This is a genomic window from Microbacterium sp. MEJ108Y (assembly GCF_000834175.1).
In the GTDB taxonomy this organism is placed as follows: Bacteria; Actinomycetota; Actinomycetes; order Actinomycetales; family Microbacteriaceae; genus Microbacterium; species Microbacterium forte.
The window spans coordinates 25,854-50,290 of the sequence record NZ_JXQX01000028.1 but is presented as its reverse complement, the minus strand read 5'-3'; the positions used below and the strand labels follow the sequence as shown (position 1 = coordinate 50,290).

Annotated in this window: 22 protein-coding genes and 1 other RNA gene; 10 read left to right on the top strand and 13 right to left on the bottom strand. The window is 67.1% G+C overall.

Going from position 1 to position 24,437, the window contains the following annotated elements:
* On the top strand, positions 1 to 1,548 hold a 1,548-nt coding region (gene sucB, locus RU09_RS12915; protein WP_042541175.1), incomplete at its 5' end, for a 2-oxoglutarate dehydrogenase, E2 component, dihydrolipoamide succinyltransferase.
* 8 nt (positions 1,549 to 1,556) lie between these two features.
* On the opposite strand, the gene RU09_RS12910 is transcribed toward sucB, so the two are convergent.
* Entirely contained in the window at positions 1,557 to 3,056 is a 1,500-nt protein-coding gene (locus RU09_RS12910) for a hypothetical protein (protein ID WP_042541173.1), read from the bottom strand.
* A 161-nt stretch (positions 3,057 to 3,217) separates the two neighbouring features.
* On the opposite strand from RU09_RS12910, the gene RU09_RS12905 reads away from it, so the two are divergent.
* Complete coding sequence (locus tag RU09_RS12905; RefSeq protein WP_042541187.1) at positions 3,218 to 3,928, top strand: DUF4191 family protein; 711 nt, start codon at positions 3,218 to 3,220, stop codon at positions 3,926 to 3,928.
* Positions 3,929 to 3,992: 64 nt separating this feature from the next.
* On the opposite strand, the gene RU09_RS12900 is transcribed toward RU09_RS12905, so the two are convergent.
* Positions 3,993 to 5,180 carry a RimK family alpha-L-glutamate ligase gene (locus RU09_RS12900; protein WP_042541171.1) on the bottom strand — a complete coding sequence of 396 codons (1,188 nt, stop codon included), beginning with the start codon at positions 5,178 to 5,180 and terminating at the stop codon, positions 3,993 to 3,995.
* 26 nt (positions 5,181 to 5,206) lie between these two features.
* Between RU09_RS12900 and RU09_RS12895 the strand changes: the two genes are divergently transcribed.
* Positions 5,207 to 5,686: an ATP-dependent zinc protease family protein gene (locus RU09_RS12895; RefSeq protein WP_042541169.1), complete on the top strand. Its 480-nt coding sequence runs from the start codon at positions 5,207 to 5,209 to the stop codon at positions 5,684 to 5,686.
* Positions 5,687 to 5,692: 6 nt separating this feature from the next.
* On the opposite strand, the gene RU09_RS12890 is transcribed toward RU09_RS12895, so the two are convergent.
* On the bottom strand, positions 5,693 to 6,079 hold the full coding sequence (locus tag RU09_RS12890; protein ID WP_153302300.1) for an RDD family protein: 387 nt from the start codon (positions 6,077 to 6,079) through the stop codon (positions 5,693 to 5,695).
* A 160-nt stretch (positions 6,080 to 6,239) separates the two neighbouring features.
* Between RU09_RS12890 and glnA (RU09_RS12885) the strand changes: the two genes are divergently transcribed.
* From glnA (RU09_RS12885) to RU09_RS12875, 3 genes are all read left to right on the top strand, one after another.
* Positions 6,240 to 7,664, top strand: coding sequence for a type I glutamate--ammonia ligase (gene glnA / locus RU09_RS12885; protein ID WP_042541166.1), 1,425 nt, complete (start codon positions 6,240 to 6,242; stop codon positions 7,662 to 7,664).
* A 364-nt stretch (positions 7,665 to 8,028) separates the two neighbouring features.
* Positions 8,029 to 9,330: a hypothetical protein gene (locus RU09_RS12880; RefSeq protein WP_156145928.1), complete on the top strand. Its 1,302-nt coding sequence runs from the start codon at positions 8,029 to 8,031 to the stop codon at positions 9,328 to 9,330.
* Positions 9,331 to 9,632: 302 nt separating this feature from the next.
* On the top strand, positions 9,633 to 9,869 hold the full coding sequence (locus RU09_RS12875; protein WP_042541163.1) for a hypothetical protein: 237 nt from the start codon (positions 9,633 to 9,635) through the stop codon (positions 9,867 to 9,869).
* 7 nt (positions 9,870 to 9,876) lie between these two features.
* On the opposite strand, the gene RU09_RS12870 is transcribed toward RU09_RS12875, so the two are convergent.
* On the bottom strand, positions 9,877 to 10,377 hold the full coding sequence (locus RU09_RS12870) for a GNAT family N-acetyltransferase (protein ID WP_042541161.1): 501 nt from the start codon (positions 10,375 to 10,377) through the stop codon (positions 9,877 to 9,879).
* Between the two features lie 133 nt (positions 10,378 to 10,510).
* Between RU09_RS12870 and RU09_RS12865 the strand changes: the two genes are divergently transcribed.
* The gene (locus tag RU09_RS12865) at positions 10,511 to 11,665 is read left to right on the top strand and encodes an AI-2E family transporter (protein ID WP_082041126.1); all 1,155 of its coding nucleotides are present in this window, start codon (positions 10,511 to 10,513) and stop codon (positions 11,663 to 11,665) included.
* Here RU09_RS12865 and RU09_RS12860 read toward each other — a convergent pair.
* From RU09_RS12860 to RU09_RS12845, 4 genes are all read right to left on the bottom strand, one after another.
* Positions 11,652 to 12,581, bottom strand: a complete 930-nt coding sequence (locus tag RU09_RS12860; RefSeq protein WP_042541159.1) for a diacylglycerol/lipid kinase family protein — start codon at positions 12,579 to 12,581, stop codon at positions 11,652 to 11,654. The two genes, RU09_RS12865 and RU09_RS12860, sit on opposite strands and share 14 nt — an antisense overlap.
* A gap of 70 nt (positions 12,582 to 12,651) precedes the next feature.
* Positions 12,652 to 15,627: a bifunctional [glutamine synthetase] adenylyltransferase/[glutamine synthetase]-adenylyl-L-tyrosine phosphorylase gene (locus RU09_RS12855; protein ID WP_042541157.1), complete on the bottom strand. Its 2,976-nt coding sequence runs from the start codon at positions 15,625 to 15,627 to the stop codon at positions 12,652 to 12,654.
* Between the two features lie 9 nt (positions 15,628 to 15,636).
* Positions 15,637 to 16,974, bottom strand: a complete 1,338-nt coding sequence (gene glnA / locus RU09_RS12850; protein WP_042541155.1) for a type I glutamate--ammonia ligase — start codon at positions 16,972 to 16,974, stop codon at positions 15,637 to 15,639.
* Positions 16,975 to 16,976: 2 nt separating this feature from the next.
* Positions 16,977 to 17,192 (bottom strand): hypothetical protein, encoded by a 216-nt coding sequence (locus RU09_RS12845; protein ID WP_042541153.1) that lies wholly within the window; start codon positions 17,190 to 17,192, stop codon positions 16,977 to 16,979.
* A 70-nt stretch (positions 17,193 to 17,262) separates the two neighbouring features.
* Here RU09_RS12845 and ppgK point away from each other — a divergent pair, with 70 nt between their 5' ends.
* Positions 17,263 to 18,009: a polyphosphate--glucose phosphotransferase gene (ppgK, locus tag RU09_RS12840; protein WP_042541151.1), complete on the top strand. Its 747-nt coding sequence runs from the start codon at positions 17,263 to 17,265 to the stop codon at positions 18,007 to 18,009.
* A 219-nt stretch (positions 18,010 to 18,228) separates the two neighbouring features.
* A complete protein-coding gene (locus RU09_RS12835) occupies positions 18,229 to 19,722 on the top strand; it encodes an amino acid permease (RefSeq protein ID WP_042541184.1) in 1,494 nt (497 codons plus the stop codon).
* Here the strand turns inward: RU09_RS12835 and RU09_RS12830 are convergent.
* From RU09_RS12830 to RU09_RS12815, 5 genes are all read right to left on the bottom strand, one after another.
* On the bottom strand, positions 19,697 to 20,227 hold the full coding sequence (locus RU09_RS12830) for a hypothetical protein (RefSeq protein ID WP_042541149.1): 531 nt from the start codon (positions 20,225 to 20,227) through the stop codon (positions 19,697 to 19,699). The genes RU09_RS12835 and RU09_RS12830 overlap by 26 nt on opposite strands.
* Before the next feature lie 48 nt (positions 20,228 to 20,275).
* Positions 20,276 to 20,632, bottom strand: an RNA gene (rnpB, locus tag RU09_RS18095) — RNase P RNA component class A.
* A gap of 30 nt (positions 20,633 to 20,662) precedes the next feature.
* A complete protein-coding gene (locus RU09_RS12825; RefSeq protein ID WP_052492968.1) occupies positions 20,663 to 22,360 on the bottom strand; it encodes a bifunctional 3'-5' exonuclease/DNA polymerase in 1,698 nt (565 codons plus the stop codon).
* A gap of 25 nt (positions 22,361 to 22,385) precedes the next feature.
* Positions 22,386 to 23,117 carry a zinc ribbon domain-containing protein gene (locus tag RU09_RS12820; protein ID WP_042541147.1) on the bottom strand — a complete coding sequence of 244 codons (732 nt, stop codon included), beginning with the start codon at positions 23,115 to 23,117 and terminating at the stop codon, positions 22,386 to 22,388.
* Between the two features lie 34 nt (positions 23,118 to 23,151).
* Positions 23,152 to 23,574 carry a YchJ family protein gene (locus tag RU09_RS12815; RefSeq protein WP_042541145.1) on the bottom strand — a complete coding sequence of 141 codons (423 nt, stop codon included), beginning with the start codon at positions 23,572 to 23,574 and terminating at the stop codon, positions 23,152 to 23,154.
* A gap of 22 nt (positions 23,575 to 23,596) precedes the next feature.
* Here RU09_RS12815 and RU09_RS12810 point away from each other — a divergent pair, with 22 nt between their 5' ends.
* The gene (locus RU09_RS12810) at positions 23,597 to 24,436 is read left to right on the top strand and encodes an aldo/keto reductase (RefSeq protein ID WP_042541143.1); all 840 of its coding nucleotides are present in this window, start codon (positions 23,597 to 23,599) and stop codon (positions 24,434 to 24,436) included.
* The last annotated feature ends 1 nt before the right edge of the window (position 24,437 follow it).

Here is a 24,437-nt window from a genome sequence, read left to right as displayed (position 1 = left end):
GCTCCGGCAGATGACGCCCCCGCGGCCGCTGCCCCCGCCGCTGAGGAGGTCCCCGAGCCGGCCGCGCCGCAGGCCGAGGCTCCCGCAGAGCCCGAAGCCGCTGCGCCCGCTGCCGCCGAGGCGGCTCCCGCGCCCGCACCCGCCGGCGACGCCACTGACATCGTCCTCCCGGAACTCGGCGAGAGCGTCACCGAAGGCACCGTCACGCGCTGGCTCAAGCAGATCGGCGACACGGTCGAGGTCGACGAGGCTCTGCTCGAGATCTCCACCGACAAGGTCGACACCGAGATCCCGTCGCCCGTCGCCGGTGTGCTGCAGGAGATCGTCGCAGCCGAAGACGAGACCGTCGAGGTGGGCGCTGTGCTCGCTCGTGTCGGCTCCGGAGCGGCCCCCGCGGCCGCACCGGCACAGGCACCCGCGCCCGCGGCAGAGGCCCCGGCTCCTGCCGGGCAGCCGTCTGCTGCCGAGGCGCCTGAGGCCAAGGAATCGGTCTCGGAGGCCCCCGTCGACAAGCCTGCAGAGCGGCCTGCCGCCGAGGCGCCCGTGGCGGCTCCCGCACAGGCGGCTCCGGAGCAGGCGACCGGCGGCGCCGCCGCGGCTCCGGCTCAGGCCGAGCAGAAGCTGTCACTCCCGACCGAGAGCGACAACCTGTACGTCACCCCGCTCGTGCGCCGCCTGGCCTCGCAGCAGGGCGTCGACCTCGCCAGCGTCACCGGCACCGGTGTCGGAGGACGCATCCGCAAGGAGGACGTCCTCAAGGCCGCCGAGAGCGCCTCGTCTGCACCCGCTGCAGCCGCCGCTCCTGCCGCACCGGCTCCGCTCGAGGTGTCGCCGCTGCGTGGCACCACGCAGCCGATGTCGCGTCTGCGCAAGGTGCTCGCAAAGCGCGCCGTCGAGTCGATGCAGCAGACGGCTCAGCTCACCACGGTGGTCGAGGTCGATGTGACCGCTCTCGCGGAGTACCGCGACAGCGTCAAGGGATCGTTCCTCGAGAAGACCGGCGACAAGCTGTCGTTCCTGCCGTTCTTCGCTCTGGCCGCCGCCGAGGCACTGCGCGCCTTCCCGATCGTGAACGCCACGGTCGACGGAGAGAACATCGTCTACCCGGAGTCCGAGAACGTGTCGATCGCCGTCGACACCGAGCGCGGTCTGCTCACGCCGGTCCTGCGCGATGCCGCGTCGAAGAACATCGCGGAGATCGCCCACGAGATCGCCGACCTCGCCGCGCGCACGCGTGACAACAAGCTGAAGCCCGACGAGCTCGCCGGCGGCACGTTCACGCTGACCAACACCGGTTCGCGTGGCGCGCTGTTCGACACCCCCGTCGTGTTCCTGCCGCAGTCCGCGATCCTCGGCACCGGAACGGTCGTCAAGCGTCCCGGTCTCGTCAAGGTCGGTGGAGCGGACGCGATCTCCGTGCGCTCGTATGTGTACCTCGCGCTCTCGTACGACCACCGCATCATCGACGGAGCCGACGCCGCCCGCTTCCTCGGCGCGGTGAAGGCCCGCCTCGAGTCGGCGCAGTTCGCCGCTCAGCTCGGAGCCTGACCACAGCATCACCCTGGCTGGTCCGCGACGTCATACACGTCGCGGACCAGCCATTTCTCTGCGATCCGTACGAGCACGACCATCCGTTCCCCACCTTCCGACGCCGCACCATCGCTGACGCCCTGAGACGGGGAGACCCGGATCACTGCGACGTCTCCGTACTCATCCACCGATTGAAGCTGCAGCGCTCCCTCGTTGCCGCCGCCCAACTCGTCGACGACACCGACAGATCCTTGAGCGACAGCACCGTCGCAGACCTTGTCCTCGTTCTCGCCGCAGATGCCGATCGCACTGATCAGCATCCGCGCCGCCTCCACGGGGTCCGTCGGGTCGGATCCGTCGCTCGGCGATCCCTCCCCCGGCGTCGGCGGATCCGGTGCGGGTGACATGGGCGTCGGCGATGAATCGGTGGAGACGCGGTGCACCTCCGTCGCGAGGGGAGTGCTCTTCGGCACGGCGGGGGCGCCTTCCCCGTCAGGCTCCCCCGTCGCCCCGCCGGGCCAGAGCAGCCCGCCGGCGAGCACCACTGCCGCCGCCGCAGCGGCGACGATCGTTCGTCGACCGCGTCTAACGGGAGCAGGTCTGCCAGCTGCGGTGCCGACGTCTGCCGACTCGGTTCGACGGACCGAGCGTTCGACGATGCCGGGCCCAGGTCTGCGTCCGAGCCGGAGGGCGACGCCGTCCCGATACCCGTTGAGGCTATGCACGATCCCACCGACGATTCGAGACGACAGTGCCCCGACTCCGCTGCGGTCCCTCGGCAGCGACGCGCGGGTTCTCAGATGGCGCCGCGCGACGGGCCGTGCCACGACCGCATGCCTCGCCGCATCGGTATGCCTTGCCAGCGCTGGCGCATGCACATCTCGCTTCAGCGGTTTCGGAGCCGCCGTGTCGAACAGCTCGGCCTCCCACCTCTCGAGCTGACGAGCCGGCATCCCCGGCCTTGCGATCTCGGCACCGAGCCCTTCCGCGATCACGACGAGCAGACGAGCTAGCGTGCGATCGGCACAATCCTCCCGCAACCGCGCCACGAGGGCAGCCGCCGCGGCTCGAGCAGTCTCGCCGGCACCGATCACGAACGTCGGTCGTCCGTCGTCCGTGAGCCACCACTCGCCGGTCTCATCGTGCCCCTCGGCTCTCGCGAGTTCGCCCAGACCGCGCAGGATGCTCGCCACGAGAGTGGTCATCTCTCCGGAGGCGAGCGAGGCATCGGCTGCGGCACGGCGTCCGACGAACGAGGAGACCCGCTCCGTGCACCACGGCAGAAGAACGTCATGCCCGTCGGATCGCCGCACGATGTCGAGCGGACCCGCGACGTGATCGTCTCCGGCGTGCTCCCACCCCGCCCACCCGCTGATCGACTCCGAGTCGACCTGCACGGCCACCGACCCGCCCCGGGTGACCAGCGTTCCTGCGTACGGTCCTTCGCCCGGGTCGATCCTCCTGATCGCGCGATGCGCACCCGGCACGAGCACCGCCCCTCGTGACCGCGCCTCTGTATCTGCCATCACCCCATGTCAGTGCATCGCACGGAGCCTGTGTGGGAGGGAGGCGGGATGTGGACGCTTCCGCGGGGATCGACGACCTGTGCAGAGGAGGATGGCGACCAGGAATCCGCCTGACGCGAACGACGCCATGAGCGCCTCCCGGAGTCGGTATTCTTATGCACATGGCAAACCGCACGTCCGCGCCCGAGAAGCGTCCGGGATTCTTCTCCCAGATCAAGTCCCTCTTCAAGTTCACGAGAGAGATCTACCCCTGGCTGCCCTGGGCTCAGATCGCGCTGCTGGTCCTCGGTGTGCTCGTCGGCCTCATCGTCGGTTACCTGATCCCGCCGTTCCAGGTGTGGACCCTCATCCTCTGGGGCATCTCGGGCCTGATGCTCGGTCTGCTCGGCGCGATGTTCCTGATGACGCGCCTGTCCACCTCGGCGATGTATCAGAAGATCGACGGAATGCCCGGTGCCACGGGCCACGTGCTCAGCACCAGCCTCGGTCGCCACTGGCAGGGCTCCGAGACGCCGGTGGGGATCAACCCCAAGACGCAGGACGCCGTCTACCGCACGGTCGGACGCGGCGGGGTCGTCGTCGTCGGAGAGGGCTCACGCGGACGCCTGACCCGCCTCGTGAACGACGAGCGCAGCAAGGCCGCCCGCGTCGCCCACGGCGTGCCTGTCACCGTGCTCTACGTCGGCCACGGCGATGACGACGTCGCCATCGCCGACCTCGCCAAGACGATCAAGAAGCTTCCGAAGGTCATCGACAAGGCCACCATGGGCGCCGTCATCCGACGCATCGAGTCGGTGTCGCAGTCGATCTCCTCGCTGCCGATCCCGAAGGGCATCGACCCCACGAAGGTCCGAGCGCAGCGCCCTCGTTGATCTGACGCCTGCATACGACGAAGCGCGGCCGTCCTCTTTCGAGAGGCGGCCGCGCTTCGTCGTTTCACTCGGAGAGCGGCTGACGCGGGAGGCGGCGGACCTTGGCGCGGCGACGCCGGCGCTCCGGCACCATGGATCGCATCTCGTCGAGCTTGCCGAAGCAGAAGAGTCGATCCTCGGCCTCGAGGACGACGTGCTTTCGCGGGTTCGGGATGACGGAGACGCCGCGGTGCAGCGTGAGCACCGTGATGTCGCGCTCCCAGAGTCCGGCCTCGCCGAGCGTCTTGCCGACAAGATCGACCGCGCCGTGCACCATCAGCTCGGCGACGCCGTAGCCGGTCGACACCGTCAGGCGCTGGCGCACATCGATCTCGGGGAACGCCACCTGCCCTGCGATGTAGTCGATGATCGCCCCGGCGACGTCGAGCTTGGTGGCCGTCTCGATGCCCTGGAGCCCCGGCGAGGAGTTGACCTCCATGACCAGCGGGCCCTCGTCGCCTTCGAGCATGTCGACTCCGGCGACGCGCAGGCCCATGATCTGGGCCGAGCGAACAGCCGCGCGTTCGTAGATGGGGTCGAGCTCGACGGCTTCGACGGAGCCCCCGCGATGCACGTTCGAGCGGAACTCGTCTCCGGCTGCGGACCGTCGCATCGCCGCCACCACCCGGTCTCCCACCACGAGCGCGCGGATGTCCCGACCGCGGCTCTCGGAGATGAACTTCTGGATGAGCACGTTCTGCTTGGTCGAGTGCAACGTCTCGATGATCGCCTCAGCGACCTTCACCTGCGGCGCGAGGATGACGCCGATCCCCTGCGTGCCCTCGAGGAGCTTGATGACGACAGGAGCGCCGCCGACGCGCTCGATGGCGGGCCGCACATCGGCGCGGTTGCGCACGAACGCCGTGGGCGGCATCGCGATGTTGTGGCGCGAGAGGATCTGGTTCGCGCGGAGCTTGTCGCGGGCACTCGAGATCCCGTTCGCCGTGTTCGGCGTGTACACGTCCATCTGCTCGAACTGGCGCACCACTGCTGTGCCGAAGTAGGTGATCGAGTTGCCGATTCGGGGCAGGATCGCGTCGTAGTCGCTGAGCTGACGTCCGCGGTAGTGCAGGTCGGGTTCGTCGGCCGTGAGATCGATCGCGAAGCGCAGCGTGTTCAGCACTTTGACGTTGTGACCTCGCTGGAGCGCGGCGGCGCGCAGCCGTTGGGTGGAGTACGCCTGCGGCGCGCGGGAGAGCACTGCGATCTTCACGGGGGATTTCCTGCCAGGATGGTCGGGTGAGTAAGTCATCCCATTCAAACACCCTTATCGGGTGGCGAGAATGGGTGAGCCTGCCCGATCTCGGTGTGGACTGGCTCAAAGCCAAGATCGACACGGGCGCCCGCACCTCTTCGCTGCACGCATTCGAGATCCAGGAGTTCGAGCGCGACGGCGTGTCGTGGGTCCGGTTCCGGGTGAAGCCCTGGCAGGACAGCCAGGAGGACGCGGTGATCGTCGAATCCCCGGTGCACGATCGCCGCGCGGTGCGCAGCTCTTCCGGCCATGCGCAGGAGCGACTCGTCGTCGAGATGCTCATTCGTCTGCATGACCGAGAGGTGCTCGCCGAGGTGACATTGAGCAACCGAGATGAGATGGGTTTCCGCATGCTCATCGGTCGTGAGGCGCTGCGACAGGGCTACGTCGTCGACCCCGCACGCTCGTTCCTCGGAGGTCGCGCACCGCGCGAGGCACGACGCCGCAACCGCGGCAAGGAGTGAGCCGCGTCAGGCGCGGATGAGAACGAGTCCCGTCACCTTGTCGTGAACACCTCGCTGGTCGGCATCCCAGATGACCGCCGGGATCACGATGACGATGAGCAGCGTGCGCACGATCGGCCGCCACACTCCCACCCAGCCACCGCCGAGGCGTACGACGCGCATGCCGAGGATGCGGTGTCCGGGGCTGCCACCCGCCGTCGGGATGAACAGGATCTGCAGCAGGGCGAACACGCCCATCGGCGCGAACATCGTCAGGCCTGCCTCTGCGGGCAGTGCGAACTGGTCGTATCCGAGGAAGCCGGTGGCGATGATCGTCGCGGCGATGTAGTCGATGAGGAGAGCCCCGATCCGCCGCCCAGGGCGGGCGATGCTGCCCGTCCCCGTCTGCGGCATTCCGAGTCGTTCTCCGGGGTACGTGTTCACAGCATCCGTCACGTCATCAGCCTACCGGCGCGTAACATGCTGGAAACAAAGCGGATACCGTGGAGTAACGCCCCGCACGTACTGTGCACAATGGCCGTGAAGCCATCGATCCGCAATCCAGGAGTCGTACATGTTCAAAGATTCGTCCGAGGTGCTGACCTTCATCAAGGAGAACGACGTCAAGTTCCTTGACATCCGATTCACTGATCTCCCGGGTGTGCAGCAGCACTTCAACATCCCAGCGGCCACTGTCGACGAGGACTTCTTCGTGGACGGGCAGCTGTTCGACGGCTCCTCGATCCGCGGCTTCGCCAGCATCCACGAGTCCGACATGCAGCTCATCCCTGATGTCACCACGGCTTACATGGACCCCTTCCGCGAGGCGAGCACCCTCGTGATGATCTTCGACATCTACAACCCCCGCACCGGAGAGATCTACTCGAAGGACCCGCGCCAGGTCGCCAAGAAGGCCGAGAAGTACCTCGCATCGACCGGCATCGCCGACACCGCGTTCTTCGCCCCCGAGGCCGAGTTCTACATCTTCGACGACGTGCGCTACTCGGTCACCGCCGGCGAGAGCTTCTACAAGGTCGACTCCGAAGAGGCCGCGTGGAACACCGGTCGCGAGGAAGAAGGCGGAAACCTCGCCAACAAGACCCCGTACAAGGGCGGCTACTTCCCCGTCAGCCCGGTCGACAAGACCGCTGACCTGCGCGATGACATCACCCTGAAGCTGATCGAGGCCGGATTCATCCTCGAGCGCTCGCACCACGAGGTCGGCACCGCGGGCCAGCAGGAGATCAACTACCGCTTCGACACCATGGTGCACTCGGCGGACGACATCCTGAAGTTCAAGTACATCGTCAAGAACACCGCCGAGGAGTGGGGCAAGGTCGCCACCTTCATGCCGAAGCCGCTCTACGGCGACAACGGCTCGGGCATGCACACGCACCAGTCGCTCTGGAACGACGGCAAGCCGCTGTTCTACGACGAGGCCGGCTACGGCCAGCTCAGCGATGTCGCCCGCTGGTACATCGGCGGACTCCTGGCACACGCCCCGGCCGTGCTCGCGTTCACGAACCCGACCCTGAACAGCTACCACCGTCTGGTCAAGGGCTTCGAGGCGCCGGTCAACCTGGTCTACTCCGCAGGAAACCGCTCGGCTGCCATCCGCATCCCGATCACGGGCTCCAACCCGAAGGCCAAGCGCATCGAGTTCCGCGCTCCCGACGCCTCGGGCAACCCGTACCTGGCGTTCGCGGCACAGCTCATGGCAGGTCTCGACGGCATCAAGAACCGCATCGAGCCGCACGAGCCCGTCGACAAGGACCTCTACGAGCTTCCTCCCGAGGAGGCCAAGAACATCCCCCAGGTCCCGAACTCCCTGCTGGACTCGCTCGACGCCCTGAAGGCGGACCACCAGTTCCTCCTCGAGGGCGGCGTGTTCACCGAGGAGCTCATCGAGACCTGGATCTCGTACAAGTACGAGAACGAGATCCTGCCGATGGCTCAGCGTCCGCACCCGTTCGAGTACGAGCTGTACTTCGGAGTGTAGCCAGATCACGCGGAATTCCGGGGGTTAGTCCGCAGGGAGTCCGCAGAATCTCACAGAGAGCCCGTCAGGCCATGCCTGGCGGGCTCTCTTGCGTCTCGCGTAGAGTCCTTCTCGGTCCCGCCCTAGGCGCGTCAGCTCACCCCGGCTACGCGTCCAGCTAGTCGGAGAGGGAGGCTGCCCGTTCGAGCCGGGCCGGGATGGGCCCACGCGCCTGCAGCGCTGCGGTCACAGCGGCACGTGACGATTCGTCACGTACGAGGTAGGACGTAAGTGGCTGCCGCGCGCGCGAATCACCCCAACTCCGTATCCGGGAGGACGCGAGCAGCTCCGGCCGTCTCGTAGGTCGTCCGCTACAGTGGTCCGCGTGCAAGGGTACGCAGAGCGCTTCGACTTCGAGCGGCAGATCATCAGGGGTTGGGTGTTCGATCCGGAGGCAGCGGATAACCGGGATGTTCGGGTGGTCGCCACCTTCGACGGCGAGATCGTCGGGGAAACGAGACCGAGCGCAACTCGTGGCGACCTGCAGAAGATCACGACCCAAGACGCGTGGTTTTCTCTTGAGTGTTCCCGACGCTTCACCGCTCTCGATGTCGTATCCGGACGGTTCCTGGTCAAAGCTCTGAGCGATGGTCGAGAGGCAGCACTGAGCCTCGGAGCCGAAGGTCTAGCCACCCTGAGGAAGACCGCCGTTGAAGAACTGAATGGCGTATCGTCGACCACCCTTTGGTCCCCGGAGGACCGGAACGCGGTGAAACACCAGGTCGAGGCGGGCAACCTGTCCCCCATGCTCATGCCGGCCGGGTTGCCGTCGATGGATGGGTCAGCGGTCATCGGCCTCCGCGGGCACCTGTTCCTCACCGGTGGGACCAACTCCCTGCTGTCGCTGTACGACGAGCCCGTCGACGATGCGCTCCTGTCACGAGTTGATCAGTGGATGGATGTGCTCGCCCAGCGGGGAGAAGGATGCGAGGCGCGTGGCGCGCGCTTCGTTCAGACCATCATCCCGGAGAAACTGACCGTCCTGCGCGAGGATGCTCCTCTCGATATCGATGGTCCGAGCCCCGTGCTTCTAGAGATAGAGAGCAGGCTGCGCGACGCCGACTTCTACGTCAGCGGCCTTGCACCCTTTGAGGAGTGGAACGAAGTCGATGATCCGTTCCTGATGACAGACACCCACTTCTCAGCGGTCGGTGCTCAGCGAATGTTCTCTGCACTGGCCGCTCAGATCGACCCCCAGCTCGTTCCGCTCGTCGATGGCGTTCGCATGTACCAATTCAGGCACGCAGTCGGTGACCTCACCGGCCGATTCAGGTTGCCTTTTTACTCACGTATCGTCGAGCCGAGCGCCGATGAGCTTGCGGCCTACGCGGGCGGCCTCACGATGGTGGAGAAGCACTTCCCTGCTGACGGCGGCATGAGGGGCCGCCGGTTCAGGTGGACCAACAGCACCGCCCCGAGCCCGCTCAAAGTGCTCGTCTTCGGCAACTCATTCTTCGGGACGGGTGATTTCGCCGGCTACCTCTCGTGGTGGGGAAAGCACCTGTTTCGAGAGTTTCACTTCCACTGGGGACCAGACATCGACTGGGATCTCATGGATGAGCTGAAGCCCGATCTTGTGGTGGGGCAGACTGTCGAGCGTTTCCTCAACAGGGTTGCCGCGAGCTAGACCGCGAAAGCAGAGAACCCCACTCTCCTCGCCCTCCCGGCCGACAAGCCGACAGGGGCGCAATTTGTAACCATGAATCCCCAAACATGGCCCTCGGAAGTCCGCGTCTCACAACGACTCTCATGATCCCCCTATACCCCCGGAGGAACGAGCTGTACTTCGGAGTCTGATCCGCAGAATTCTCCGAGAACGCCCCCGAGCTGTGGCTCGGGGGCGTTCTTGTCTTCCTGCCCGCCGCAGACCGCACCGTGTCCGTCTTGCGGGGGATGTGGGTGCTCGCCCGACTACGTATCGTGCTGCGTATGACCGAATCAGACGAGAACTCCGAAGCAACCGAGAACTCGACGAAGAAGCCGGGTGTCGGCATCGCTCTCGGGATGGCGATCGGGCTTCCGATCGGTGCGGGGGCAGGGATGCTGCTGTTCGACAACGTGGGCGTCGGGGTTGCGTTCGGCCTGGCGTTGGGAGTCGCGTTCGGCGCAGCGTTCGAGTCGTCGCCGAAGAGCGAGAAGGGCGACAAGCCCGAGACGGCCGAGTAGCGCGCGCTCAGCCGACGAGATCCAGCACCCATTCGTTCATCGTCAGCTCTGCACCGCGGAACGTGTCGGTGAAGGTGCCCACCATCTCGAACCCGCTGCGACGGCAGACGCCGTTCGACCCCGCGTTCTCCACCGAGGGGAATGCCGTCAGGAACCTGCGGTCACCACGGTGCGCTGTCGCGTCATCGATCAGCAGACCGAGAGCCCGGGAAGCCACGCCTCTCCCCTGCGCGTCAGGAATCACGAACCACCCCGTCTCGAACGCCGGCTCGTCACGCCACTCGGAGTTCCAGAACCCTATCGACCCCAGCGAACGACGATCCTCGTCCTCGATTACGAACATCCTGGCCTCTCCCGCCTCCCACAGGCGGAGGTAGCGGGCGTTGCGGTCGACCAGCTGCTGCTCGCTCTCGACGCCGTTCAGATGGGCCGTCATCTCCGGAGTGTTCGCCACACGCAGCAGCTCGAGATCACCCGCGGACCAGGGTCTGAGTGTCAGGGCATCCATGCGTGAACGATCGCACAGGCATCCGACATCCACCACGTCATACACCACAAAGAGCGTGGCCGTGTCGCGCTTGCTTTCCCCCGCATCGACTGGTCAACTGAGGGGTCCGAACGAACAATAGCGAGGGGCCATCATGCGCCGCAAGAACGACAGGCTGCAGTCGAAGAAGGTCCACACGACCGAGACTCCCCCGGCTCAGCCCAAGACCGCGGCGGCGGCGCTCGCTCGCATCAACCCGTTCACATACGGACTTCTGGGTGCGCTGGGCGTCCTGGTCGCCCTCCTGATCGGAGGCATCGTCGATCAGCTCGCGACGGTGCTCGTCTACATCGGGGTCGCCGTCTTCCTCGCCCTCGGCCTGGACCCCGTCGTCTCGTTCATCGAGCGCAAGCTCCCTCGCCCAGCGGCGGTCGCGATCGTCGTCTCCGTCGTGGTCCTGGCTTTCGTAGGGATCATCCTCGCCATCGTGCCGCTCCTCGTCGAGCAGGTGACAAACCTGATCCAGGACGGCCCGAAGATGGTCGAGGACTTCATGGCCAGCGCCTGGTTCAAGGACGTCAGCGAGCAGTTCGGCTCCACCTTCGACGACGCGGCCCAGGGCGTGCTGAGTTTCGTGCAGGACCCGGGCAACATCCTGAACATCAGCGGCGGCGTGTTCGCGGTCGGCGCCGGCATCGCCGGAGGGTTCACCGGAGTCACCATCGTGCTGATTCTGACGCTGTATTTCATGGCGTCCCTCCGCAGCATGAAGCGCGTCGCCGTGCGCTTCGTCCCGTCGTACCAGCGGGACACCTTCGGCGGGCTCCTGGAAGACGTCTCGGGTGCCGTCGGACGATATGTGATGGGACAGGCCAGCCTCGCGCTGATCAACGGCATCCTGAGCCTCATCGTTCTGAGCATCATCGGCGCGCCCGTGCCTGCCCTGCTCGCCCTGATCGCCTTCATCGGCTCGATGATCCCACTCGTCGGCACCCTGACTGCGTCGATCATCAATGCGCTGATCTGCCTGATCGTGAGCCCGGTCACCGCGCTCATCGCCTTCGGCTACTACCTCGTCTACATGCAGATCGAGGCATACGTCCTATCGCCTCGCATCATGAACAAGGCCGTCGCTGTACCCGGTGCGCTCGTCGTCATCGCTGCCGTCGCCGGAGGCGCGCTCGGCGGGATCCTGGGCGCGCTCGTCGCGATCCCGGTCGCCGCCAGCATCATCATCGTCGTCCAGAAGGTCGTGTTCCCGCTGCAGGACAGCAAGCTCGTCCCGCCGGGAACCCTCAGCGAACCGTGAGCGCTGCGGGCTGGACCCGCACAGTGAAGTCGGAGACCGCTCCGACCTCTTCGCCGTCGATCTCGAACGTCTGCGGTGACGCGAGCTCGACCCGGATGCGTTCTGCGGAGATGTGGGTCGTCGAGTCGGTGCTCACCGCGGTGTCGACATTGCCCATCATGCGGCGGATGCCGTTCTCCCAGACGAAGGCGCGGACCGTGTCGAGCCACTGCAGTGGCCCATCGGCGCTCACGAGCAGCATGTCGAGCAGCCCGTCATCGAGCACGGCGTCCGGCAGGAGACGGATGCCGCCCTGCACCATGCCGCAGTTGCCGATCAGCATCGTGTGACCGCGGAGGGCCTGCGGCTCCTGCTCGTCGAGCGTGAGGGTGATGTCGGTCATCTCGGTGCCGGCCAGGGCACGCCCCATCGCCTCCACGTATGCGATCCATCCGGCACGGTTCTTCAGGTCCTCGTCGGTCTCCACCAGCATCTGAGCGTCGATGCCGAAGCCGACCATCACCACGAACGCGTGCTCGGTGCCGTCGTGGTCGACCCAGCCCATGTCGATCCGCTGCGGCTCCCCGTCGCGGACCCGCTCCAGTGCGGCGGGGATGTCGTTCAACGGGATCTCGAGGTTGCGAGCGAGCAGGTTGCCGGTGCCCTGCGGCACGATGCCGAGCGCGGAGTCCGTGCCCGCCAACGATTCCGCGACCGCCCGCACGGTGCCGTCTCCACCGACGGCGATCACCACGTCGCAGCCTGCGGCCACCGCGTCGGCGGCCATACCGCGCCCCGGGTCCTCGATGCTGGTCTCCCACCACTCGACGGGCGTTTCGACTCCGTCGGAGACGAACGTCGCGGCGACGGATTCGCGCAGCGAATCCCCGTCAACCTTGGAGGGGTTCCAGATCACACCGAGCTTCGAGATCGTCATGCGCTCAGCCTGTGCGACCGGCGCAGAAAAGGCAAATGGCGCGCCAGCCCTTGACGCGACGCGAGACCGCCTACCCGTAGAAGAGCTGCTCGAACGCCCGGCGCGCACGCCGGGTCACCCCCAGGTAGTCATCGTCGAGCACGCTCGCTGAACGATCGGGATAACCGAGCAGTCGACCGATCGCATCGAGGTCGCGCGGATCCGTCGGCAGCACGTCGCTCGTCTTGCCGGTGTACAGGGTGATCGCCGAGCGCAGGCGACTGGACAGCAACCACGCGGCGCGGAGCAGATCGGCGGCATCGGCCGGGACGAATCCCGCGTCGACCGCAGCCCCGAGGGCGGTGAGGGTCGACGTGGTCTGCAGTGCAGGCACGTCGTGGGCGTGCTGCAACTGCAGAAGCTGCACCAGCCACTCGACATCGCTGAGCGTGCCTGGGCCGAGTTTCAGATGACGACGCGGATCCACTCCCTGCGGCAGCCGCTCGCCCTCGACCCGAGCCTTGATCCGCTTGATCTCCCGGGTGCCCTGCAGATCGACCTCCGCGGGGTACCGGATGCTGTCGGCGAGGGCAGTGAACTTCGCGATGAGAGTGGCGCTGCCTGCGACCCCTCGTGCTCGGAGCAGAGCCTGGGCCTCCCACGACAGCGACCAGCGTCGGTAGTACTCGGCATACGCCTCGATCGACCGCACCACCGGGCCGTTGCGTCCCTCCGGCCGGAGGTCCGCATCCAGATCGAGCGGCACCCGATGATCGGTCAGATGCTCCCGGAGTCCTGCGACGATCCGCGTTGCGAGCGACTGCGCCCGCTGAGGGTCGACGCCGTTCGCGTCGTACACATAGAGGATGTCGGCATCGGAGCCGAACCCCAGCTCCGCTCCCCCGAATCGGCCCATGCCGATGACCGCGAAATCGAACGCCTCGTCATCGGCGGTGACGATCTCACGCCGGACCGCGCGCAGCGCCGCCTGGATCGTGGCGTCGGTGATCTCGGTGAGCGAGGTCGCGATCTGCTCGATCGAGAGCACATCGAGGACGCCGCCCATCGCCGTGCGCAGCAGTTCGCGACGTCGCAGCGCTCGAACCGCCTGCAGTGCGTCACCCACGTTCCTGTGACGCGTCTGGATGGCCCTGGCCTCCTCGTCGAGCGCCGCGCCGCTGCGCGGACGCAGGAGCTCGCTGCTGTCGAGCCAGGCCACAGACTCGGGGATCCATTCCATGAGCTCGCCGACGTATCGTGACGAAGACAGCAGCCTCGTCAGGCTCTCAGCGGCGCCGGACGAATCCCGCAGCATCCGGAGGAACCAGGGGGTGTCGCCGAGACGCTCGCTGATGCGGCGGAACGCGATCAGCGCATAGTCCGGGTCGCTGCCGTCGGCGAACCAGCGGACCATCACCGGCATGAGATGCCGCTGGATGGTCGCCTTGCGACTCAACCCCGTCGTGAGCGCGCCGATATGTCGCAGAGCGCCCGCCGGGTCGCGGAAGCCGATGGCCATGAGGCGATCGTGCGCCTGAGCGGTCGAGAGGGTGCGCTCCTCTTCGGGCAGGGAGGCCACGGCGCTCAGCAGAGGACGGTAGAACAGCCGGGTGTGGATGTCGCGCACCTCACGCCGGACGCTCTCCCATCGAGCCCAGATCGCCTCGCCGGACTCTCCGAGCCCCGTGCTGCGAGCCAGAACGCGCAGGCCGGCGGGCGTGCGAGGCATCAGGTGGGTGCGGCTGAGCTCTTTGAGCTGCAGCCTGTGCTCCATCAGCCGCAGCACGCAGTAGTCGTCCGCGAACGACGCAGCCTCCGCCCGACCGATGTAGCCGCCTTCGACCAGCGCGTCGAGGCTCTCCAACGTGCCGCGGGTGCGCAGGCTCGGGTCGGTGAGGCCATGCACGAGCTGCAGGAGCTGCACGGTGAACTCGATGTCCCTCAGTCCACCGGAGCCCAGTTTGAGCTGGTACGGCGCATCCTCGGGGTCGATGTGCTCCATGACCCGCTCGCGCATGCGCTGGACGCTGTCGACGAAGTTCTCCCGCGCGGCGCTGGAGAACACCTTGGGCTGCACCGCGGCGATGTACTCGGCGCCGAGCTCGGGATCGCCTGCGAGAGGCCGCGCCTTCAGCAGCGCCTGGAACTCCCAGCTCTTGGCCCAACGGTCGTAATACGCCAGGTGCGAGCCGAGTGATCGCACCAGCGCCCCCTGCTTGCCTTCTGGACGGAGCGCCGCGTCGACCTCCCAGAGCGGCGGTTCGACCTCGATGCCGCTCAGGCCGCGCATCGTCTCCCTCGCAAGGCGCGTCGCGATGTCGATCGCCCGCGATTCCGAGACGACATCCTCGTCTGCGGTTCCCCCGACGAAGATCACGTCGACGTCGCTGACGTAGTTCAGCTCGCGTGCGCCCGCCTTGCCCATGCCGATGATGGCGAGCTGCGTGGCAGCGACCTGGTCGCGACTCATCGTGTCGACGAGCCGTCGACGGGCGATGGCCAGCGACGCCTCCAACGCAGCGCCGGCGATATCGGCCAGCGCCGCTGCGACATCGGCGACGATCCGCACCGGGTTGTACGCCGTCAGATCGATCGCGGCGATCAGTGCGAGGTTGCGCCGGTAGGCCACGCGCAGCGTGACCACTGCACTGTCGTCGCCCGAATCGGCGAAGCCGTCGCGCGCGCCGACCGCGTCGAGCATGCGCTCGCGCAGCTCGTCTGCCGACGGCAGCCCCGTGGATCGGTCAGCCAGCACCGACACTTCTGTCGGATGCCTGAGGAAGAAGTCGGCGAAGCCCTGTGACGACCCGAACACCCGCCATGCGCGTCTGCGCGCCCGCTGGTCTGCGAACACAGCTGCGATCGGTGCCGCATCGCGCCGCGCCACGCGCAGCATCCCCTCGACTGCCGCGTCGGGATCAGCAGCATCCGCCTCAGCGAGCAGAAGCGACCGGTCGACACCGATCAGCGTCGCGAGCTCGGTGAGGTTCGCCGCCGCCTCGCTGAGCTCGGCGAACCCCAGCCTGGCCAGCGCGGAGAGCGAGACAGAGTCGTCCGAACGGGCCATGGACGACGCTCAGAGCAGCTCGAGGTTGTTCTTCAGCTCGAGCGGTGTGACCTGGCCACGGTAGGCCTCCCACTCCTTGCGCTTGTTCAGAAGCACGTAGTTGAAGACCGATTCGCCGAGGGTCTCGGCGACCAGCTCGGAGCTCTCCATGTACTCGAGCGCGTGGTCGAGGCTCGCGGGCAACGCGGAGTAGCCGAGCGCACGACGCTCGGCGTCGCTGAGCGACCACACGTTGTCCTCGGCCTCCGGCGGCAGCTCGTACTCCTCCTCGATGCCCTTGAGCCCCGCCGCGAGCATGAGCGCGTAGGCGAGATAGGGGTTCGCTGCGGAGTCGAGCGCACGGTATTCGACGCGTGACGATCCGCCCTTGTTGGGCTTGTACATCGGCACCCGGACGAGCGCGGAGCGATTGTTGTGACCCCACGTGACGAAGCTCGGAGCCTCGTCGCCGCCCCAGAGCCGCTTGTACGAATTGACGAACTGGTTGGTCACCGCGGCCATCTCGTTCGCGTGCCGCAGGAGCCCGGCGATGAAGTGGCGTCCGGTCTTGGACAGCTGGTACTTGGCGCCCTCTTCGTAGAACGCGTTGCGCTCCCCTTCGAAGAGCGACATGTGCGTGTGCATGCCGCTTCCCGGGTGACCGCTGAGAGGCTTCGGCATGAACGTCGCGTAGACGCCCTGTTCGATCGCGACCTCCTTGATGACCGTGCGGAACGTCATCACGTTGTCGGCCATGGTGAGCGCATCCGCATAGCGGAGGTCGATCTCGTTCTGCCCGGGCCCGCCCTCGTGATGGCTGAACTCCACCGAGATGCCGAGGTCTTCGAGCATCCGCACCGAGCGACGCCGGAAGTCGTGCGCGGTGCCGCCGGGCACGTTGTCGAAGTAGCCGGCAGAGTCCACCGGCACCGGACCCTCAGGACCGAACGACGACGACTTGAGCAGGTAGAACTCGATCTCGGGATGCGTGTAGAAGGTGAACCCGGCATCGGCGGCCTTCGCGAGGGTGCGCTTGAGCACGTGGCGCGGGTCGGACACAGCCGGACGCCCGTCGGGCGTGGTGATGTCGCAGAACATGCGCGCAGTCGGATCGATCTCGCCGCGCCACGGCAGGGTCTGGAACGTGGTGGGGTCGGGCTGTGCGAGCAGGTCGGACTCGTAGCTGCGGGTCAGACCCTCGATGGCAGAGCCGTCGAACCCGATCCCCTCGGCGAACGCGCCCTCCACCTCGGCCGGCGCGATCGCGACGGACTTGAGGGTGCCGATGACATCGGTGAACCACAGGCGGACGAACTTGACGCCGCGCTCTTCGATCGTCCGGAGGACGAAATCTCTCTGCTTGTCCACGGTCACTCAGCGCCCTTGCCGGTGCCGGCGTCCCAGCCGCTCTCGGCCGCTTCCTCCTCGGCCCAGGCGCGCGAGCGCTCTTTGAGCTTCTCGGGAGCCCGAGACGCCTCGGCCTCGGTGTCGAAGGGCCCGACGCGATCGGCCGACGCGGAGATCATCCCGAACTCCACCTGACCGGTCTCCAGGTTGTACCAGTACTTCTCATCGCCGTTCGACATGGCCGATCCCCTTCTTCACGTGGTGTCATCGATCCTATCGGCGCTGACGTCGGTCGCTAAGCTATCGACCATGGCAAAAGCGATCGGCGTCGACATCGGCGGCACGGGTATCAAGGCAGGTCTCGTCGACCTGGAGCACGGCATCATGGCCTCGGACAGGGTGCGCGTGCCCACTCCCAAGGGCGCATCTCCGCAGGATGTCCTCGAGGCGGTGCAGACGGTGCTGAAGACCCTCGACGTGAAGGACTCGACCCTCCCCCTCGGCGTGGCCTTCCCCGCCATCGTCAAGCGCGGCAAGACGCTTTCCGCCGCCAACGTCTCGAAGGAGTGGGTCGACTTCGACGCCGAGCGCTTCTTCCGTGACGGACTCGGACGCAACATCGTCTTCGTGAACGACGCGGATGCTGCCGGTGTCGCAGAGGCGCGCCACGGTGCGGCCCGCGACGTGCGCGGCTTCACGCTGCTCACCACCCTCGGCACGGGAATCGGGTCGGCGTTCCTCTACGACGGCGTTCTGCTGCCGAACACCGAGCTCGGACACCTGAACTTCGGCGAGTACGAGTCGGTCGAGACCTATGCGGCGACGTCCGCGCGCGAGCGCGAGGGCTTGAGCTGGTCGGAGTGGGCCGAGCGTCTGCAGAGGTTCTACTCGCACATCGAGTTCCTCTTCAGCCCTGACCTGTTCGTGGTCGGCGGCGGGGTGTCGAAGAACGCCGGAGACTTCCTGCCGCTGCTCGACCTCAAGACCCCGATCGTGCCGGCGATCCACCGCAACAACTCGGGCATCATCGGCGCTGCATCCCTCGCCGGCGACTGACACGCATACACACACACGTACCGAGCGCAGAAGGCCTCGCCGATCCGGCGGGGCCTTTCTGCATGTCCAGCCGAACGCCGGATGCACGCCGCAGAAAATACTGCGTGGGGTCGCAGAGCCGTGACAACATAGCCTCTCCGTGTGCTTCTCGGTCGGCGAGACGACCCGGATGGCCGGCCTGGCTGTGAGGGCCGCGCCGTGAAGAAAGGCAGCTTCGAGATGAACGAACCCTCAGAATCGTCCTGGAGGAAGCCGGTTTCACCGGCGACGTCAGCCGGTCTCGTACCGGTCGAGAGACCTCAGGCGAAGAAGCTGCGGTCGCGCCATGTCACCATGATCACCCTGGGTGGAATCATCGGGGCGAGTCTGTTCGTCGGATCGGGCAACGTCATCCGCGCCGTCGGGCCGGCCGCGGTGCTGTCGTACCTCATCGGCGGGCTGCTCGTGTTCCTCGCCATGCGCATGCTCGGCGAGATGGCGGCGTCCCGCCCGGCCATCGGCTCGTTCATGGAGTACGCACGAGTGGGCCTCGGCAACTGGGCCGCGTATCTCGTCGGATGGCTGTACTGGTACTTCTGGGTCGGCGTGCTCGCCTACGAGGCGGTGCTGGGCGGCGAGACCATGGCGAGCTGGTTCCCCGCGGTCCCGTCATGGGCCTGGTCGCTGATCCTGATCGGCATCTTCGTCGGCACGAACATCATCTCCGTCCGCGCCTTCGGGGAGGTCGAGTTCTGGCTCGCCAGCGTCAAGGTGCTCGCGATCGTCGTCTTCCTCGGCGCCGGTCTGCTGTTCGCCTTCGGACTGTGGCCGAACTCCGAGATCTCGATCTCGAACCTGTGGGAGCACGGCGGCTTCGCGCCGAACGGCTTCGGCGTCGCCTTCACAGGGGTGGCGCTGGTGATCTTCTCGTACTTCGGCACGGAGATCGCCGTGATGGCCTCCGCCGAGTCGGAGGACCCTGCCAAGGGCATCCGTCAGGCGACGAGCACGATCATCTGGCGCATCCTGCTGTTCTTCGTCGGCTCCGTGCTCATCATCGTCACCGTCGTTCCCTGGAACGAGCTGCCGGTTCCGACCGATGTGGCCAATGCGCCGTTCACGTACGCTCTCGAGCAGTTCGGCATTCCCGGCGCGAGCATCATCATGCAGCTCGTGATCTTCACCGCGGTCATCTCGGTGCTGAACTCGGGTCTCTACTCGGCATCGCGCATGTTCGCGGCCCTCGCCGAGCAGGGCTTCGCGCCGAAGATCGTGGCGAAGAAGTCGAAGAACGGCGTGCCGGTGATGGCTCTGCTGGCCTCGACCAGCGGAGGACTCATCGCCACCCTGGTGAACTTCCTGACGCCGGGATCGGGGATCTTCGACTTCATCATGAACTCGGCCGGACTCGTCGCCCTGTTCGTCTACGTCTTCATCGCCCTCACGCAGTGGCGGCTCCGTCAGAAGATGACGCCCGAAGAGGTCGCGAACCTCAAGCTCAAGATGTGGCTGCACCCCTGGCTCAACATCCTGCTGATCGCATGCATCGCGGCGGTGATCGCCGTGATGATGTTCAGCGAGGGCGGACGAACCCAGGTCTGGACGAGCCTCATCGCCACCGGGGTGCTCATTCTGTTCTGGCCGCTCGTGCGACGCAACCTCAAGCGACGGAAGGCGTCGGATGAGGGGAGCAGCGCCCCGGATACTGTCAGCGGCGCTGAGGCTCCCAGATGAACGTCTCCGTCGCGAGCGGCTCCATGGCTCCCGGTCCCAGCGTCAGCACATCGCCCGGGTACAGCATCGACCCCAGACGGCTATAGGTCATCGCCGCGTAAACGTCGCTGCACAGCCGCTCCCTGATCGCGGACGGCGCATCGCCAGCGGCGACCGTGTACGTCGCGATGGTGCCGTCCGCTGTCTTCGTGACCGTGCCGCGCGCGAAATCGGTCATTCCGTTGTCCACCGGCAGTACGCCGTTCCACGTCGCGTAGTAGGTCGGCTCTTCATCGCCCTCGCTGTAGCCGGTCAACGAGATCTTGGACAGCACGTCGCAGCGGCTCACCTCAGCCGTCGCGGTCGGTGTCGGCACGGGCGTACCGCTCGGCGTCGGCTTCACCACGGGTTGAACTGCCGCGGAAGTCTCGGTGCCCTCCGGAGCCGGCGCGGTGCAGCCGGTGAGCGCTGCGGCAACCAAGGCGGCGAGGAACGCCACGGTGGCGGCGGCTGTGCGGTTCGACATGAACGAACGCTACCGTGGCATCCTGCCCCGAAGCCAACGGTGATGATGCGAATGGGCCGACCTGTACGCCGGGTTCTGTTCCGGGGTTCTTCGCCCCTTCGACGGCCATCTCTCTCGGCGACACGTTGCCGTGGCACTCTAGCGGTCTACCCGAGGACTCGGCGAGCCGCGTCAACATCCTCTGTCTGACCTTGCTCCGGACGAGGTTTACCTGGCGGGCCATGTCACCATGGCCCCCGGTGGTCTCTTACACCACCCTTTCACCCTTACCCCTTGCGGGGCGGTCTGCTCTCTGTGGCACTTTCTCGCGGATTGCTCCGGGTGGGCGTTACCCACCGTCCTGCCCTGAGGAGCCCGGACGTTCCTCGGTGCGGTTGCCCGCCACGCGACCGTCCAGTCGACCCATTCGCACGTCCAGTCTACGACCAGAGCGTCCTACTTCTCAGCCGACTCCGCGATCCGCAGATCGAGCGGGACCTCGATGGGAAAACCCCCGAAGAGTCGGCGCGTGGCCACCGCCGCCGCTTCGCGTACGGCATCCGCGGCGGCATCCGCCTGCTCCTGAGGAACATGCAGGATCACCTCATCGTGCAGGAAGAAGGCGAGGTGGGCACGCGAGCCGAAGATCCCGGATGCCGGAGCCTCTCGCTCTGCCTCGGGAAACTGCTGCAGGCGGTGCCTGATCTCAGCGAGCCAGATCAACGACCACTCTGCCGCGGTGCCCTGCACCACGAAGTTGCGCGTGAAGCGTCCCCAGTCGCGCGCGCGGCGGCGGGCGAGTGCCACCTCGGCGGGGTCGGCGTCGGCACCGGTGGCGGCGGCCTGCATCGTCTCCCACTCGATCGACGGACGCGGAGACGACCGCCCCAGCCACGTCGACACGACTCCCCCGTCCTCGCCGAACCGCGCAGCCTTGTCGACGAGCGCCATAGCGCGCGGATACACCTTGCGCAGTCGGGGAACCAGCCGACCGCTGTCACCGGTCGTCGCTCCGTACATCGCCCCGAGGACGGCGTACTTCGCCTCTTCGCGCGTCGCCACGGCGCCCGATTCCACCACCCCGGCGTAGAGGTCCTTTCCTTGCGCGGCCCGGGCCATCGCACGGTCGCCTGCCATGCCGGCGAGCATCCGCGGCTCCAGCTGAGCGACGTCGGCGACGACCAGCGTCCACCCATCGTCGGCGCGCACCGCGGCGCGCAGGTTGCGCGGCAGCTGCAGGGCGCCGCCTCCCGCCGACGCCCACCGCCCCGTCACGACCCCGCCCGTGATGTAGATCGGCCGGAAACGCCCGTCATGCACCCACTCGGCGAGCCACGCCCATCCGTTGGCGCTCAGCAGACGCGACAGCTTCTTGTACGCCAGCAGCGGCTCGACCACGGCATGGCTGTGCTGGGCGAGCTCCCACCGGCCCGTCGACTCGACCTGCACGCCGACACGGTGCAGAGCGCGGAGCAGCTTCGGCTGGCTCTCGAGGTTCAGATGGGGGTCTCCGAGGATCGAACGCACCCGCTCGGCCTGCGCCACCATGCGACTGGGCAGGCCTCCCGCGATCGGTCGGGTGCCGAGGATCTCCGTGAGGATGCCATCGTGCACCGACTCGTTCCAGGGCAGGCCGGCCGCGCGCATCTCCTCGGCGATCAGTCCTCCGGCCGATTCGGCCGAGGTGAGCAGCGTCAGGCGACCGTCCTTGCTGTCCCTGAGAACGCGACGTTGCTCGCGGTACTGGTCGAGGGCGTCGCCGACAGGGTCATCCGGCGCGTCATGCGCGACGACGTCGAACAGCGCCGGGGCTTCGTCGACGGGCTCACGTCGCACCCAGGACGACGACGGAGCGAGCGGGCGCGGGACCTTGTCCGTGTCGCGAAGAATCGCGTGGCAGAGCAGCAGATCGTGAGAGCGGGCGAGCATGACCCCCGCGTCGAGCAGGACGGGGTAGATCTCGCGGGCGCTGCGGATCACCCAGCGCGGCGAATTCTCGCGCTCCTGAGCCGCGACCCACGCAGGCATCTCGGACGCGGAGAGGTCGAACCGATGTGCCTCGGCATCGTCCGCATCGAGTTCCACCGCCGTGTAGCCGCCCGAGCGAGCCGCCACCAGGACGACGCGACGTTCGGTCTGCTGCCGCGAGTTCACCGCTGGCGTGCTCGCGGCGCAGAGATCACAGCCCGGATTCCTCGGTGCGCACCAGGATGCAGCCGCACTCGGGGCAGAAGACCACGAGGTCGTCCGGCGCGTTGCGGATGTCGTTGAGGTCGGTGCCCGGGAGCAGCATCCGGCAGCCTTCGCAGGTGCCACGGCTCAGCACCGCGGCGCCGGCGCTGTTCGCGGCGCGGCGTGCGTACTCGGCCAGGAGCGGCGCCGGAAGGGATGCCGTCACCGCTTCGCGATCGCGCGTCAACTGGGCGATGAGGTCGGTCGCGGCCGCGACGTCGGCCTTGGCCTGAGCGGTGAGCGCGGTTCCTTCTGCGGTCGTGGTGCCGAGCAGCGCCTGCTGCGCGGCGACCGCCGCGTCGGCATCTTCGACACGACCCATGACATCGAGCTCGATGTCCTCGAGGTCGCTCTGGCGCTTGGCGAGGCTGGCGATCTCGTGCTCGAGCGCCTGGGCCTCCTTCGAGTTCGTGGCCGTGGCGAGCCGATCGGCATCGCGGGCCCGGCGCTGCTCGACGAGCTTCACATCGGACTCGAGCCGCTTGAGCTCGGTGCGCACGTCGTCACGTGTGCCGGTCAGCGCGGTCAGCTCGCGGAGCTGATCCTGACGGATCGCGACGAGCTCGGTGATGCGGGCGGCCTGCGGGGGCTTGGTGCGCGCGCGCTCCGCCTGCGCGATGCGCCGGTCCAGGTCGGCGACGTCGAGCAGGATGCGCTGGTGTTCTGGGCTGGCGTTCACGCTCTCAAATCTAGTCGCTGCGCGGTCACGTCCATCACCCGACCTGTCCGTCGAGGTAGAGCCACCTGCGGTCCTCGCGCACGAAGCGGCTCCGCTCGCGGAGCGAACCGCGCTCGGCGCCCTGCTGCCAGAAGGCCTCGAACTCGACCTCACCGTCGCGATCGAAAGGGCCGCCGCCGGCGCGATCGATGATCACGAGGCGCCGCCAGACCACGTCGTCGTCGAGGTCGATCTCGGCGGGGCGGGTCGACGGATGCCAGGTCTTCAGGAGGTACGCGGCATCCTTGATCGAGAACGCCGTGAAGCGTGAGCGCATCAGGCGCTCGGCCGTTGGTGCGAGTGCCCCGTCGAGCAGAGGCCCGCAGCATCCGCCGAAGACATCTCCGGAGCCACACGGACAACGCGCCGCATTATCCGGGACGCCGTCATCTGGCGCCATCCTCTGCAGTCCGCTCATCGCTCCAGCGTACGCTGGCGCCATGACGGCTCTCCCTCACTTCACGGCCCACAACGGCTTCGCCCTCCCCGCTCTCGGACTCGGCACCTACGCCCTCAACGGGGATGCAGGCGCGGATGCCGTGGCCTCGGCGATCGGCGCCGGGTACCGGCTGATCGACTCGGCATTCAACTACGAGAACGAGGGGTCGGTCGGCCGCGGGGTGCGCGAATCCGACGTGGACGCGTCCGAACTCATCGTCACGACCAAGCTGCCCGGCCGTCATCACCCGCGCGCGAAGGCGCGGACGAGCATCGAGGAGAGCCGGTCACGGCTGGGCGTCGACGCGATCGACCTGCACCTCATCCACTGGCCGAACCCGCACCAGGACGAGTACGTGCAGGCATGGGAGGCGCTGGTGGAGGCTCAGCAGCGCGGAGTCGTGAGACAGATCGGCGTCTCGAACTTCCTCCCCGAGCACCTCGAACGCATCGAGCGCGAGACCGGCGTCCGCCCCGTCGTCAACCAGATCGAGGTGCACCCGTACTTCCCGCAGGACGAGCAGCTCGCCTATCACCGCGAGAACGGCATCCTCACCGAGGCGTGGAGTCCACTGGGACGCGCGAAGCAGCTGATCGAGGAACAGGTGATCGGTGAGGTCGCCGCGGCGCACGACATCTCCCCCGCCCAGACCGTGCTGGCCTGGCACATCGCACGGGAGACGGTGGCGATTCCGAAGGCATCCTCTCTCGAACACCAGGTCTCGAACCTCGCCGCAGCAGAGATCGTGCTGACCACCGCCGAGGTCGAGGCGATCACCGCGCTCGGACGCGCAGACGGACGGCTGTTCGACGCAGATCCCGGGTCGCACGAGGAGTCCTGAG